The sequence below is a fragment of the Casimicrobium huifangae genome (assembly GCF_009746125.1).
Lineage (GTDB): Bacteria > Pseudomonadota > Gammaproteobacteria > Burkholderiales > Casimicrobiaceae > Casimicrobium > Casimicrobium huifangae.
The window spans coordinates 2,154,061-2,168,334 of the sequence record NZ_CP041352.1; the positions used below are offsets into that span (position 1 = coordinate 2,154,061).

Sequence of the window (14,274 nt, forward strand, 5' to 3'; positions counted from 1 at the left end):
CGGCTTTACAGGTGCAAGGCTTCAGCCCGCCGCACAAAAGCATCGACGAAAGACGAGGCAATGCGGTCAAACACCGGCGCCACCAGATTGCCGATCAACCCGTCAAACGCATAGTTCAACTCAAACTCGACTTTGCAGCCAACGTCGCCCAACTGCTTGAACCGCCACTGGCCGCTCAACCTGGAGAATGGCCCGCTCAGCAGCGCCAGATCAATGCGCTCGTTCGGCACCAGCGTGTTGTGGGTGGTGAAAGTCTGCTGTACGCCCAGATAGGCGATATCCACCGCTGCCTGCATATGCGTGTCCGACTGTTCCAGGATGCGGCCGCCCCCGCACCACGGCAGGAACTCCGGGTAGGACGGAACGTCATTCACCAGCGCGTACATCTTGGCCGCAGGGTGGGTGACCAGTATCGAACGGACGACATGCTTCATCGCCGCAGCGCCGTGCGGCACGGCATCCCTAAAATCCAGTCAATGAGCATTGTCGACAACAAAAAGGCTTTCTTCGATTATTTCATCGAAGACCGCTACGAGGCCGGGCTGGAGCTGGAAGGCTGGGAGGTCAAGGCCATCCGCGCCGGCCGGGTGGGCATCAAGGAGGCCTACGTCCGCGTCATCCGCAGTCAGGTCTGGCTGGTCGGCGCCAATATCAGCCCGCTCAACAGCGCTTCCACCCACATACGTCCGGACGCCATCCGCATGCGTCGCTGCCTGCTGCACCGGGAAGAAATCAACAAACTGATCGGCAAGGTCAAGGAAAAGGGCTACACCCTCATCCCGATCAACCTGCATTTCTCAAAGGGCCGCGTAAAACTTGAAATCGGCCTGGCCAAAGGCAAGAAAGACCACGACAAGCGCGCCGCGATCAAGGATCGGGAGAATCAGCGGGACGCGGCGGATGCGATGAAGAAGGCGGGTAGAGCGTAGCAAGTTTCCCCGGGCTCGCGAAATTGCTCACCCTACCTGTCCAGGTGGGGAGCCTTACTGCGTTACCACGTAGGCTACGGTGATGCGTCTACAGCGGGTCCAACAGGTGAATCGGCAAAGGTCAGACTGCCGTTTCGGTGCATCGCCAGATTCGCTATGCTCGTGGCTAGCACGTGAGGCGGAGCAGGGGGCCGCATGGGGCATGCATACTGGTGACGATGTCGCGCTTCGTGTAGAACGGCTTACGGTGCTGTTTGCCGATCTCGTCGAGTCCTCGCAAATGCTGGCTGATGACGAAATTGCCGGTGTGAGGCGCATCGCCCGGTTGTTTGCTGACGTGACCGGCGCCGCGGCTGATGGAGGTTCGGGCAGATTGCTTGAGCGTCGCGGTGATGGGCTCATATTTTTGTTCCGTCACGCCATCGACGCCGCCAACGCCGCGTCTGCGATTCACCGGACAGCCGCGAGCTTTGATGCGGTCAACGGCAGTGCGTTTGTGTTTCGGATTGGGTTGCACTGCGCAAACGTACTCGATCATGACGGCGTGCGGTTTGGCCTTGGCTTGTCAATCTGCTCCCGCATTGCCAGTCTGGCATTGCCCGGGCAATCGCTGGTCTCTACCGAGTGCCGAGATGAACTCGCTGGCTTTGCTCACCTGACGCTTGTGGACAAGGGGCGCTGCTATATCAAGGGGGCATCCGATCCGATACGTGTGTTTGAGCTGGCGAGGCGGCAGGGAGGCATGGCTGCAGGAAGCCTGCCGAAAAGTCAGGTTCAGACCTCGGTTACCCTGGCTGTGTTTCCGCTCAGTCATCTTAGCCTCGCGCCGGCAAATGAAAGTCAGAATGGCGCGGCGGTCGGTGACGTTTACGCCGATCTTGCATTGCAGGCGTTCTCGCGGTGCACAGGCATCGAACTGATTTCCCGCCTTTCGTCCGCTGCAGCGGCGCGGGCGGTCCGATCCGGTGCGCAACTGACGACAGTCATTTCGGCTGACTATGTACTTTCCGGCACCTGGCAACAGCCAGCGGGCGATGAGTATCGTTTTGCAGTGGAGTTGATGAGTACGGTCGACGGCAGAGTGGTATGGCATGACAGCGCCCGCGCGACCGCCGTTGAATTGCTTGCCCCCGAGTCGCAATACTTTCTGCGCATCGTGTCCGAGGCAACCCACCGCATTGCGGGCCGAGAGCTCGAAACAAGCAGGACAGCGCCGCTTCCAACGGTACCGACGCACTCTCTGGTGCTTTCAAGTATCAGTCTTATGCACCGCCTCGGACGCGATGACTTTGACTCAGCCCTTTCGCTCATCGAGCGAGTTGCCGAACGGGCGCCGCGTCATGCGGTACCGCACGCCTGGCGCGCACGCTGGCATACGTTTCGCGTCGTACAGGGTTGGGCGCATCACGATCAGCGCGATCACGAACAGGCCAAGCGCGAGAGTGAAATGGCGCTGGCACTCGATGACGAGCTGTCGCTGGTGCATGCCGTCGCGGGCTCTGTCGCCATGAGTGTCAAGCGGGACTTGCCGGCCGCGTTGCGGCACTACGAGCGCGCCTTGTCGATCAATCCGAGTGACTCGCTGGCATGGGCGTTGAAGGCAGCCGCACATGCTCTGGACGATGACGGAGCCGCGGCACTCGCTGCTGCTGATCGGGCATTGACGCTGTCGCCCCATGATCCGATGCGCTTTTTGCACGAATCGCTGGCCGCAAGCGCATGCTTGACGATGCATGATTTTGCCGGGGCACGCAATCGTGCCGAGGCTTCGATCCGAAGCAACCGTGCGCATTACTCGTCACTGCGGGTGGCGGCCATTGCCTGTGAATTGCTGGGCGATCATGGGGCGGCCGCACGCCATATCGACGAACTACGTCGGGAGCAGCCCCTGTACACGGTTGGTGCATTTCTGCGGGCAAGCCCCAAACCGGCAGCCTCTGACAATCGCAAGCTTTTTGCCGACGCTTTGCTTGCCGCCGGCTTGCCTGCCTAGCAGGCCAATTCTTCACTCACACTATTGCAAAGGGGAAACATGGCGAACTGGGAAGGCTGGGAAGGCTGGGAAGGATGGGAGGGGTGGGAAGGCTGGGAGGGCTGGGAAGGCTGGCGCTCACCACGGGGCGGCGGGTCGGGCGGGAATGTTGCCGCACTGTTGCGTGGACGCGAATTGACCCTTGGCGGGCAAATGGGGGCACAGTGGCGGTTGCGCCCTGGGCAGGTGCTGGGTCGAGCACCTGTGCCTGCGACGGGGAAAGACCCGCGCAAGGCTCTGGGTAGCGCCGGCGGCATTCTGGAAGTGTCCCAGATTGCCAGAGCGCGAAGCATCATATTTGACCTCTGCACCGACGTTGATTTTGATGTGCGTGGCGAGACGTTTGTACTGATGACACGGGCGTTCGACCGTGCAGGCGCCGCGCAAGCCATTTGCACGATTGCCCGGCCCAGTGATGCCAACTTCGCGGAGCAGGCGCGATTGGTTGAGGCCTGGGCCGTGTTGCGGCCTGAACGTGTTCCGGAAATACTCGATCAGATGGATGTGCCTATGGGGCTGTGGGCCAGCGTCATGGACTTGAATTCGACGACGACGCCACATACTCTGGCGCTGATTGACGTTTGCATCGGATTTGCAGCGCATGTGGTTCACCGCATCAAGCACTCACTGGGCACGGCCCGACCGGTCATGTTTAGTCCGTACATTCAACCAATTCGGCCCACGCCGCGGTTTGGTGCCCTGCCGTCCGGGCACGCGACGGAGGCGTTCGTCGTGTCAGAGCTGCTGAAGAAGCTAATCGGCTGTCGTGACAGCGCTGACTCGGCGGCAAAAGTGCTTGATGCATACGCTGAACGCATTGCGACCAATCGTGTCGTTGCCGGCTTTCATTTTCCAGTCGATAGCATGGCCGGCTGCATGCTCGGCACCTGTCTGATTGACTACGTGCAACGGCTGGCGACGCCTGACGCTACGAATTTTTCGCCGTATCAATTCGTTTACACAGGGGCGAATCCGGAATTCGATCCTGAAGTTTGGCGCCGTCCGCCAAAACCTTCCGATGCACGCGCTCAGCTCGGCGACATCGAGGGCAAATCGATTGTCGTCGCCGGACTCGGTTCTGATCACGCCAAAACATCCTCACTCAGCGCGCTTTGGGAAGCTGCCGCCAACGAGTGGCGTTGACGAGGCAGAGTCATGTCGCATACACAAGGACAACACATCGCCTGGACCGTGCCTGAAGGTCGTGACAACGACTGCTGGGATCCTTATTTTGTCTGGGCTTTGACAACAGGCAGATTGCCTGAAGATGACGATCGCCCATATCTGGTGCAAAGAATCAGCAATGGCGGCGAAACTGCTTTCTCCACTGAGATGGCGCGACTCAGTGACGGGAACCCTGGCTTCGTTGACGAGAAAAACGTAGTGCGCTGGCAACTCGGCGCGCCACGCAATGCGTCCTACATCAATTTGAGTGATTACGCTGATGTCGAGGTGAGACCAACGCATACCGACGTCATCGCCGCAGTTCTCGACGACGGATGCCCGCTATTGAACAAGGCGTTTCGGGATGCCGACGGTCGCTGCCGGGTTCGCTGGCTCTGGCACCAGGGCAAGACGGGGGCACGCCGTCCGGGTGGGGCAGAAGCCGGAAACCGCTGGTGGTATCAGCCGTATATGACGCTTCCGCCTGGACAAACGCCAGCCTATGGCGCGGAGCTCTCCCCGGCCGAGGTGGACCAGCTTTCTTCGCGGATCACGCTCGGAGGCGACGCCGTCGAGTGTGAGTCTTACCGCGCTCTGCGGTATCTGGAAACGCCAGAAAAGCGACGGCACGGCGCCAGTGTCATGACTCAGGTGCTCAATGCCTATCCACCGTTCGGCGGTTCGGGCCAGCGCATGTCCGAGCCGGCATCGGATTGGCCGCTCATCTTTGTCCAGTTTCCGGAAAACGAGTTGAAAGACACATCGGGAGGCTGGCTAGGGGTTCGTGTTCTTGATGGCCTCCACTACATCATCGACAGGGCGCGACGAGGCGGCTTTCGTCGGAAATCCTTGCTTGACAATGAGAAGGATAGTGCCCCCATTCCCGTTGTCGCCACATTGAGTTACGGTGGCCTTGCTGGCGCGCACGATGGTGAAAGCCTGCTTGAGGAAGCGCTCAATGACTTGCAGGATCGCAACCCGCACCTGACGCTTGTGATGGCTGCGGGTAATGCGTATGGTCGTGCAGTCCACGCATCCGCCGCACCGTCAGCATCGGGGAAAGTGACATTTGAGCTTTTCATTCCGCCAGACAACCCGAACACAGTGTTCGTCGAGTTTTGGCTTCCGCAAGAGGCCGATCTGTCGCGCGTCAGGTTTGAAATCAATGGGCCGTGTGGCGCGAGCCTCGGGCAGACAGGTAGCGGGTGCACGATTGATGCTCGCAATGTCTGTTCGCTGATTGCCGTTCGAAACGCGCCGCAAGGGCGCAGTGGCGCGATGGTGCTTGTGTCATTCAACCCGACGCGAATTGGGGGCAAGGGGGCGCATACTGTTGCCGGCGTGTGGCAGGTTGCCATTGAAGCCGGTACCGTCGGCGTGATCAACGGCTGGATCGAGCGCGACGACATGAATGGCGGTCTCGCGCGCGCCCAGCAAGCGCGATTCCTCGGCGAACATGTTCGTGAGGACATGAACTTGTCGAGCCCGGCAAATGCGCAGCACACCCGGCGATTCGTTGTTGGCAGTGTGATTGCAAGCGATGGCTCAGTCAGCGGTTATTCTGCCTCGGGGCCATCGTCAGCGACATTCGCAGCCCGCATGGGACCTGACCTCTCGGCGATTGGAGACGCCGCGCGCACGTTGCCAGGCATCGTTTGCGACGGTGTGCGGAGCGGCGAGCGATATCGGGCTGCTGGCACCAGTGTCGCCGCTGGCGCTGCTGCGCACTCGCTGATCATCGAGATGCAGCGGCGACGGCCTGGAAACTTTGCGCCCGCCGCCCCGGATCTGCGTCGTGGAGTACGCAAGTGAACGGCAATGACTAGAGCGAATCCAGCAAGTATCGACCCGCCTGGCGCGAGCGACGCGTCCAGCCTGCGGCGCGCCCGAGTCACGGTTCGGCAGCTTTGTTCACTGCGGCTCCCTGCGCCAGTGCTCTTGCCGTCGCTACTGCCCGCAGTGCGTGCGGTCGTGCGTTCGTCCCATGCTGCCTTCTTTTACGCCGATGCGGCGGGCAACATGACCAATATGTATGCCGAGCGAATGTTGCCCCCCGAGGCAATGGCTAGATACTACGAGCAGTACTACCGCGCCGATTCTTCGGCGTTTACCAAGTCATACCTGAGTTTGGTCGCCGCAAGCGACCCAGTCTCCTACCGAACTGTCGGTCCAGTGGAACGAAGCAGCGACTACTTCCGCGACGTACTGTCACCGCTTGATGTTGGACACATCATGTACGGCATCGTACGTGCGCAGGCGAACGGCCGCGAGCCGATCGGTCAGCTGAGTTTGTATCGCCCGGAAACGGACATACCGTTCAGCCCGGCGGATGCCGAGGCGCTGCGTGATGTTTTGCATTACCTGGGCCGTGCGCTCTCTGCCGCACCGTTTGCCCCTGTCTCAGCGTCGGCCGAGCAGACGGCGGAAGAAGCGATGGCGGTGCTTGATGAGTCGGGCACCACGCTATTTGCCGATGAAGGCTGGTTGCGGCTGGTTCGCCTCGCTCGAGGTGAGCCAATATCACCGGTGCAGGCGGCCGCAGAACCAAAAGCGCTGCGGGAGTTTCTGCACGGCGTGGTCAAGGCGACTTCGTCCGCCAGGAACGCGTTGTACTCCGTGGACTCTCCGTGGGGACGATTCGCGTTTCGCCATCACCTGCTCGAGGGCGTGTCTGGGCAGCGGGCAACTGCGCTGGTTCTCTCGCGCCTGGCAGCGGAACCCGTGCGGCTTACCGAAGGAGCAGCACGTCTGCAGCTGTCGGCCCAGCAACGCGAAGTGGCTTTGATGATTGCGCTCGGGCAAACCAATGCCGAGATCGCCGGGAAGCTTGGTGTATCGGTCAATACGGCGGGTTACCACGTCAAGCAGGTGTTCGCGAAACTCGACGTGCATGACCGCTCGGAGGTGGCAGCGGTTCTACGGCGCGCGTGACGGGGTGCTTTCGCGCGTGGCCGACGCAGCAAGCGGTGATGCGCTGGCACTGTTTGCTCGGCGATCCGTCAGCTGCCGCTGGCTGCTTTGGCAAGTGTCTCGAAGTGGGAATAGATCGCATCGGCCAGTTTCTGGCTCTCCGTCAGTCGATTCGCCATCTGCGCCGCCATCACGCTCGCGGTCTGCACGTAAGGCTCGCCCGGCAAGCGCGCGAGTTCGCGTTGCGATGCGCTGAGCCACAGCGCGTGCTTGGCGGCGTCGATCTCGACGTGGAATTGCATGGCCAGCAAGGTGTCGATGGCGAACGCCTGTTGGGGGCAGGCATCGCTGCTGCCGATGAGTTCGGCAGCGGCGGGGACGGCGAACGACTCGTAGTGCCACTGGATGACGGTTGGCGTGCTGCCGGCGAATTCTCCGAACCACGCGCGGGCGGCTGCGGAGTCAGTCGTCTGCATCGGCCACCAGCCGATTTCGATGTTGGGCGACGCGCCAACCGTTGCACCCAGTGCTTTGGCGATGAGCTGGCCGCCGAGACAATGGCCGATGACCGGTTTGCCAGCGGTACGCGCTTCACGGATAAGCACTTCGGCCTGTCGCAACGACGGCAGGTCGTCGTTGACACTCATGACGCCACCGAGGATCGCCAGGCCCGCGTAATCAGCCAATGACGCCGGCGCCTCGTCGCCGTGCTCAAAATCAAAAACGTCGAATGCAATGTTGCGCTGCCGCAGCCATGTGGCAAGGTAGGCGGGGCCGTCGTCGGTGTTGTTCTGCAGAATGGCGATACGCATCTTCGGCATTGTAGGCAGCGTCGTGCGTCGGCCAGCGGCAGCAATTTCGGTGCTTCAGACTCAATAGCTTCGCGCAAGAACCTTTATCGCAATGGGCCTGAGCGGTCAAATCGGAAAAAGTCGACTTTGAGCAATTTATCGCTTCCAGCCCATATGAAATGGGGATGGTGAAGAAAAGCCGTAAGCCCATATTGCACCGCGTATACCGTTCTTGCATAGTTTTGACTAAACTCGGCATCCATGGAACTCAAGTGGGTAGAAGACTTTTTGCAACTGGCCGAAACGGGCAGTTTTTCCAGGGCCGCAGAACTCAGGTACGTTACCCAACCTGCCTTCTCGCGGCGAATACGGGCGCTGGAGCAGTGGCTCGGTGCCGAGCTGATAGACCGGACGAGCTATCCGACCAAGCTGACCAAGGCGGGCGAGCAGTTCCGCGACCGGGCGGCAGAGATTGTGCGGCAGGCGATCGACGCGCGGGCGATTGCTCGCGGGCTGCAGAGCGCGCCGACCGACACCATCCTGTTTGCCGCGCCGCATACCCTGTCGCTGACCTTTTTCCCGACATGGCTGCACGCGCTCGAGAAGAAGTTGGGTCGCGTCAAGGCCAAGCTGCTGGCAGCCAACGTGCACGACGCAGTGATGAGCCTGGTTGAAGGCAACTGCGACCTGCTGCTCTGCTATCACCACACCAATCAGCCGGTGCAGCTTGACGAATCTCGCTACGAGATGGTGGTGCTCGGCACCGAGACAATCGCACCGTTCTCGCGTACCGATAGCGAGGGCCGCGCATTGTTCACATTGCCCGGCAGCGATCACAAGAAGATTCCCTATCTCTCATACACGCCGCAGGCTTATCTGGGGCGCATGGTCGAGCTGATCCTGCAGCAATCGCCGCTACGCGCCCATCTCGACTGCGTCTATGAAAACGACATGTCGGAGGCGCTCAAGGTGATGGCGCTCGAAGGTCATGGCCTCGCGTGGTTGCCCGAGAGCGCGGTGACGCGCGAGTTGAAAGCCAAGCGCATCGCCCGCTGTGGCGACAGCCACTGGACCGGCACGATGGAAATTCGCCTGTATCGCGAGCGCGGTGCTCAGCGCGAAGTGGTGGACGCCGTGTGGCAGGCTGCGCTGGGCAAGTGATGAACGCGTTGGCGATCCAGCCTGAAATCGCTGTTGCAGCGATCCCGGACGACGAGCGCGTGTGGGTGCCGCAGGCACCGGACGTGTGGTTTCGTCCGCTGCTGCTGAACACCGTGAGCGGTGGCTGGTGCAATCTGCTGCGTGTCAGAAAGAGCGGCGTCCTGTCGCGGCACCGGCATCCGATGGCGGTCGTTGGCTATGTGATCCGGGGCAAGTGGTTCTACCGCGAGCACAACTGGGTGGCGAACGAGGGCAGTTTCGTCTACGAGCCGCCCGGTGAAATCCACACGCTGGAGGTGCCCGCCGATTGCCCCGAAATGATCACGTTCTTCAACATTCAGGGCGCGATGATCTACCTGGATGGCGATGGCAATCAGACGGGCTATGAGGACGTGTGGACCAAGATCGAGATGTGCGCAAAGCACTACGAGACGGTCGGGCTGGGCGCTGACTACGTGAAGCAGTTCATCCGTTGATGCCAGCAACACTCACGGCAATTGCGATCGGTGCAGTGCTCGGTGCGTGGGCACGTTACGGGCTCGCGCTGGCGATGAACGGCCGTAGCTGGATGCCGTGGGGGACGTTTGCCGCCAATGCGATTGGCGGCTTCCTGATCGGCCTTGCCCTTGCACACCTCGCCGCCAAGCCGGAACTATCGCCGCTGTGGCGGATGTTTTTTGTGACGGGTTTTCTCGGCGCGTTGACGACTTTTTCCAGTTTCAGCGCCGAGGTGGTGGTGCTGGTGCACGATGGCGATCTCGGACGTGCATTGACGCTCGCGGCCATGCACCTGGTGGCGTCGCTGGTGCTGACCGCGCTGGGATTCGTCGTTTATCGCAGCATGTTGTAGGAGCGGGCTTGTCCGCGATCAAACCATCGGCCATCGCGATGCTCGGGAGCATCGTGGCCAAGGCGACTTTTGCAGGTTCTTTCTTTGTTTTGCAGTTGAGGTAATCCATGACACACGCAATCCGCTTCCACGAAACCGGCTCCCCCGACTTTCTGAAGTACGAGTCGATCGAGCTGCCGCCGCCCGGCCCGGGCGAGGCGCGTGTGCGGCACAGCGCAATTGGCGTCAACTTCATCGACACCTATCACCGCACCGGGCTTTACAAAGTGCCGCTGCCGTCCGGTATTGGCAAGGAGGGCGCTGGCATTGTTGAGGCCGTCGGCGAGGGCGTCACCGTTGTCACACCGGGCGATCGTGTGGTGTATTGCGACGGGCCGCTCGGCAGCTACGCGAGCGAGCGCAACCTGCCGGCCAGCGTGCTGATCAAGCTGCCGCAATACGTGAGCGAGCAACACATTGCGGCGGGCTTCCTGCGGGCGATGACGGTCGAATACCTGCTCAACCGCACCTACAAATGCAAGGCGGGCGACACCATCCTGTTCCATGCAGCTGCGGGCGGCGTCGGCCTGATTGCCGCGCAATGGTGTCGCGCGATTGGCGTGAACATGATTGGCACCGTGGGTAGCGACGACAAGGGCAAGCTCGCGCTGGAGCACGGCTGCAAGCACGTCATCAACTACAACAGCGAGAACTTCGTCGAGCGCGTCAAGGAAATCACTGGGGGCAAGAAGGTGCCGGTGGTTTACGACAGCGTCGGCAAGGACACCTGGCCGGCGTCGCTCGACTGCCTGCAACCGCTTGGCCTGATGGTCAGCTTCGGCAACTCGTCAGGCCCGGTCACCGGCGTCGATCTCGGCATCCTCGCGGCAAAGGGCTCGCTCTACGTCACCCGGCAAACGCTGATGGCGTACACGTCAAGTCGCGCTACGACCGAGGAGATGGCCAACAACGTCTTCAACATGATGAAAGACGGCAAGATTGACCTCGCTGCGAGGCAGACCTACTCACTCGCCGACGCCGCGCAGGCGCATCGCGATCTGGAAGCGCGGAAGACGGTGGGTGGGGTTATTTTGGTGCCGTGAAGCTTATCGATCTAGTTCGCGAGAAGCGAGCTCATGTGGCTCGCGTGACGAATGCGAGAGGGGCTGATGGTGAGATCGCAGCAATTGCCGAAATGGACAACTGGGTTCCGCGGCCAAAGGGGCCAGCGTTAAAGGTCTTGTTGTCCGCGCTGCAGAGCCGCGGCATCTCCATCAAAGGGTCAAGCTTCGACGCCATTTCTGTCCAGGATTCGCGCGTCGTTGACTTTACCAAGCTGGATGAGGTGTTGGATGCCATTCCGCAAATGTGTTTCGTGGAGATCAAAAGCGCTAGCCAGCGTCGCGTCAAGCCTGGCTTTGACGGTTATTTCTTTGCGTTGACGGAAGCGGAGATTCAAGCGGCCGAGGCGCTAGGCTCGCAGCACGTGGTCGCTCTGTTCAACAAGTTGACCGGCGAGCTACTGCTGTCCTCCGTGCCAGAAATCCTGGCTCGGGCGCGGTCCATGAACTGGCAGCTATCGATACAGCTATAGGAATTTGGGCGAGGCTCATTTGTGCATCGACGCAATGGATCGCTTGGATACGCAAAGTGACGTAGCCCGGAGAAGCGAAGCGCGTCCGGGTTTTGTGTGCCGCGCGTGAGCGCCGATTGGACAACGGCTTCGATCAAAAAGTGCCTTGACGCGCTTCGCTTCGCAAGGCTGCGAGGATTGCACGAATCGCTGAGGCCCCTTCTATAGGGTGGCGAGCTCTCCGACGATATCTCCCGCCACCGCCCGCCTGACGCCGCGCGCCGCCAGCGCATCAGCCGCCGCGCCATGCAGTGCCACGCCGATGCGTGCTGCGTCACTTGCCGAGTACCCCTGAGCTAGCAGGGCGCCGATCATGCCTGCCAGCACATCACCCGTTCCCGCCGTCGCGAGCAGCGGGTTGCCTGTTGTGTTGATGGTGGCGGACTGACCGTCGTCAACGACAGTTCCAGTGCCCTTGACGACAGCAGCGCAATTGAACCGTGTGGCCAGTTCACGCGCCGCGCGCAAGCGGTCGTCCTGCACCGCTGCTGTTGAAATGCCGAGTAGTCGCGCTGCTTCGGTGGGGTGTGGCGTGATGATCGTGCCGCCCGTGCGACGCGTCACCTGCCCCTGCAAAGTCTTCGATTGCGCGATCAGATTGAGCGCATCGGCGTCGAGGAGCAAAGGCTCAGGGTGTCGAAGCATCGCCGCCAGCACGCGTCTTGCGTCCGCGCTCTGGCCCATGCCGCAACCGACTGCCAGGGCAGTGGCGTCTGCATACCCGCTTTGATCCGCAACCGCGCCCATCATCACTTCGGGCATCAGCGGATCCACTTGCGGGTGCGGTTCGGCAAGCCACGCGACCTTCACCTTGCCAGCGCCCATGCGCATGGCCGCGCGGCTGGCGAGCAGGGCGGCACCCAGCATGCCGTTAGCACCACCAATGATGGCGAGCGTGCCGCGGCTGCCCTTGTGCGCATTGGCGCGCGCTGGCCGCAACAGCAGGCGAGCGTCGTCCAGGCCGAATGCCGTGACGGCAGTCGGCGCATCACTCAAATCCAATCCGAGCGATGCAAGATGCAGTTGGCCAACGTAGTCCAGCGCCGGGCCGGTCATCAGGCCGCGCTTCGGCGCGATGAAGGTCAGCGTGTGATCGGCGGCGACCGCGACGTCTCCCACCAGCGCACCGGTATCGGCGTCGACACCGCTGGGTACATCGAGCGCCAGTACACTTGCGCCGGCCTCGCGGGCCTGGGCAATGACGCGGACGGCATCGCTGTAGGCCCCGTCCAGTGGGCGTTTCAGGCCGATGCCAAAGAGGCCATCAATGATCCACGACGCCCCGTCGAACTCGGTCAATGACGGCACCATGGACACGCCAGCATCCAGCGCTCGCTGCCGGGCTGCCCGGGCATCGGTCGGCAAGTTCATTGCCTCGGCCAGAAACACGACCAACGGTTCATAGCCGCCGGCTCTAAGCTCTGCCGCACACGCAAACGCGTCGCCGCCGTTATTTCCCGGCCCGGCAACCAGCACGATGCGGTCGCCGCGCTGGCTGCGCGCCATCAGAAACTCAGCCGCCGCCTTACCGGCGCGACGCATCAGATCAAGATGGGCGTATTGCGCCTCAATCTGGCGCAGTTCCGCGCTGGAAAGCAGTGCGGCATGGTCGGTCAAACCAGCGTATGCAGTTGAACTCACCGTAGGCGCCCTAAAATTCATGTCTCTTCAGACTGTGGCGCAAGAATACAAGCATGTCGACCAAAGCCGATGCGGCCAAAAAAGCTGCCGAAAAAGAAGCTCAATCCTGGGGCACTGAGCCGACTGGTGGCCCGATCCCGGTCACCATCCTCACCGGCTTTCTTGGCGCCGGAAAGACGACGCTGCTGAACCGCATCCTGCGCGAGAACCACGGCGAGAAGATCGCTGTGATCGAAAACGAGTTCGGTGAAGAGGGCGTCGACAACGAGATACTCGCCGACACCAAGGAGCAGATCGTCGAGATGAACAACGGCTGCATCTGCTGCACCGTGCGTGGCGATTTGATCCGCATCCTGAACAGTCTGTACAAGCGTCGTGCCAAGGGTGAGTTCAACTTCACGCGTGTGATCATCGAAACGACCGGCATGGCCGATCCGGCGCCGGTTGCGCAGACGTTCTTCGCCGACGAGAAGGTCAACGAACGCTACCTGCTTGACGCCGTCGTGACCGTCGTCGACGCCAAGCACGGACTCACGCAGCTCAAGGACTTCAGTGAGGCGCAGCAACAGGTTGCGTTCGCGGACCGTCTGCTCGTGTCGAAGACTGATGTCACGGCCGAGGACGAGACGCAGAAACTCATGGAGCGTCTGCGCAAGCTCAACGTGCGCGCACCGATCAAAAAGGTCAACTTCGGCGAGACACCGATCCAGGATCTGCTGGACATTCGCGGCTTCAACCTCAATGCCATTCTCGAAATTCAACCCGACTTTCTGACCAGTGACGATCACGAGCACCACGACGAAGTGCACAGCTTCGTCATCAAGAGCGAAAAGCCGCTCGATGTGCGCAAGGTGGACCGCTACATCGGCTCGCTGATCAACCTCTACGGCGAGCAAATGCTGCGCTACAAGGGCATCCTCTACATCAAGGGCGAGCCGCGTCGCGTTGTATTTCAGGGCGTGCACATGATGGCCGGCTTTGACTTTGCGAGCGAATGGCCGGACGACGCCAAGAAGGAAAGCACCATCGTCTTCATCGGTCGCAAGCTGCCAGAACCGCTGTTCCGCGAACTGTTCGAGGACTGCATCGCCACCGACGAAACACCGGACGATCCGAAGGCCTACGCACAGGGAAGAGTTGAATAGGCCGATTGTTTTGGCCATCTGGTCCATGCCACGGATGCT

General features: G+C 61.2%; 15 protein-coding genes. 11 read left to right on the plus strand and 4 right to left on the minus strand.

Translation table 11 applies throughout. The annotated features are described in order from the left end of the window. Positions 1-5: 5 nt before the first annotated feature. Entirely contained in the window at positions 6-434 is a 429-nt protein-coding gene (locus FKL89_RS09825; protein WP_156862586.1) for a type II toxin-antitoxin system RatA family toxin, read from the minus strand. 42 nt (positions 435-476) lie between these two features. Here FKL89_RS09825 and smpB point away from each other — a divergent pair, with 42 nt between their 5' ends. Next, positions 477-929 (plus strand): SsrA-binding protein SmpB, encoded by a 453-nt coding sequence (gene smpB, locus FKL89_RS09830; protein WP_156864645.1) that lies wholly within the window; start codon positions 477-479, stop codon positions 927-929. Positions 930-1,095: 166 nt separating this feature from the next. Here smpB and FKL89_RS09835 read toward each other — a convergent pair whose 3' ends face one another. Then, the gene (locus FKL89_RS09835; protein ID WP_156862587.1) at positions 1,096-1,446 is read right to left on the minus strand and encodes a hypothetical protein; all 351 of its coding nucleotides are present in this window, start codon (positions 1,444-1,446) and stop codon (positions 1,096-1,098) included. 225 nt (positions 1,447-1,671) lie between these two features. Between FKL89_RS09835 and FKL89_RS09840 the strand changes: the two genes are divergently transcribed. From FKL89_RS09840 to FKL89_RS09855, 4 genes are all read left to right on the plus strand, one after another. Next, positions 1,672-2,922, plus strand: coding sequence for a tetratricopeptide repeat protein (locus FKL89_RS09840; protein ID WP_156862588.1), 1,251 nt, complete (start codon positions 1,672-1,674; stop codon positions 2,920-2,922). A 39-nt stretch (positions 2,923-2,961) separates the two neighbouring features. Further along, positions 2,962-4,104: a phosphatase PAP2 family protein gene (locus FKL89_RS09845; RefSeq protein ID WP_156862589.1), complete on the plus strand. Its 1,143-nt coding sequence runs from the start codon at positions 2,962-2,964 to the stop codon at positions 4,102-4,104. A gap of 189 nt (positions 4,105-4,293) precedes the next feature. Next, on the plus strand, positions 4,294-5,937 hold the full coding sequence (locus tag FKL89_RS09850) for a S8/S53 family peptidase (protein WP_156862590.1): 1,644 nt from the start codon (positions 4,294-4,296) through the stop codon (positions 5,935-5,937). 159 nt (positions 5,938-6,096) lie between these two features. Next, complete coding sequence (locus FKL89_RS09855; protein ID WP_162527477.1) at positions 6,097-7,056, plus strand: helix-turn-helix transcriptional regulator; 960 nt, start codon at positions 6,097-6,099, stop codon at positions 7,054-7,056. 68 nt (positions 7,057-7,124) lie between these two features. Here FKL89_RS09855 and FKL89_RS09860 read toward each other — a convergent pair whose 3' ends face one another. Then, positions 7,125-7,847: a type 1 glutamine amidotransferase gene (locus FKL89_RS09860; protein WP_162527478.1), complete on the minus strand. Its 723-nt coding sequence runs from the start codon at positions 7,845-7,847 to the stop codon at positions 7,125-7,127. Positions 7,848-8,087: 240 nt separating this feature from the next. Here FKL89_RS09860 and FKL89_RS09865 point away from each other — a divergent pair, with 240 nt between their 5' ends. From FKL89_RS09865 to FKL89_RS09885, 5 genes are all read left to right on the plus strand, one after another. Further along, positions 8,088-8,987: a LysR family transcriptional regulator gene (locus FKL89_RS09865; protein ID WP_156862593.1), complete on the plus strand. Its 900-nt coding sequence runs from the start codon at positions 8,088-8,090 to the stop codon at positions 8,985-8,987. Further along, on the plus strand, positions 8,987-9,463 hold the full coding sequence (locus tag FKL89_RS09870) for a 2,4'-dihydroxyacetophenone dioxygenase family protein (RefSeq protein WP_156864646.1): 477 nt from the start codon (positions 8,987-8,989) through the stop codon (positions 9,461-9,463). The genes FKL89_RS09865 and FKL89_RS09870 overlap by 1 nt, the downstream gene beginning before the upstream one ends. Then, positions 9,463-9,837 carry a fluoride efflux transporter CrcB gene (gene crcB / locus FKL89_RS09875; protein WP_156862594.1) on the plus strand — a complete coding sequence of 125 codons (375 nt, stop codon included), beginning with the start codon at positions 9,463-9,465 and terminating at the stop codon, positions 9,835-9,837. Before FKL89_RS09870 ends, crcB begins: the two co-directional genes overlap by 1 nt. 107 nt (positions 9,838-9,944) lie before the next feature. Then, positions 9,945-10,919, plus strand: a complete 975-nt coding sequence (locus FKL89_RS09880; protein WP_156862595.1) for a quinone oxidoreductase family protein — start codon at positions 9,945-9,947, stop codon at positions 10,917-10,919. After that, positions 10,916-11,410: a hypothetical protein gene (locus tag FKL89_RS09885; protein WP_156862596.1), complete on the plus strand. Its 495-nt coding sequence runs from the start codon at positions 10,916-10,918 to the stop codon at positions 11,408-11,410. The genes FKL89_RS09880 and FKL89_RS09885 overlap by 4 nt, the downstream gene beginning before the upstream one ends. A 201-nt stretch (positions 11,411-11,611) precedes the next feature. On the opposite strand, the gene FKL89_RS09890 is transcribed toward FKL89_RS09885, so the two are convergent. Continuing rightward, entirely contained in the window at positions 11,612-13,090 is a 1,479-nt protein-coding gene (locus FKL89_RS09890; protein WP_162527479.1) for an NAD(P)H-hydrate dehydratase, read from the minus strand. A gap of 53 nt (positions 13,091-13,143) precedes the next feature. On the opposite strand from FKL89_RS09890, the gene FKL89_RS09895 reads away from it, so the two are divergent. Further along, a complete protein-coding gene (locus tag FKL89_RS09895) occupies positions 13,144-14,235 on the plus strand; it encodes a CobW family GTP-binding protein (RefSeq protein ID WP_156862598.1) in 1,092 nt (363 codons plus the stop codon). Positions 14,236-14,274 lie beyond the last annotated feature (39 nt).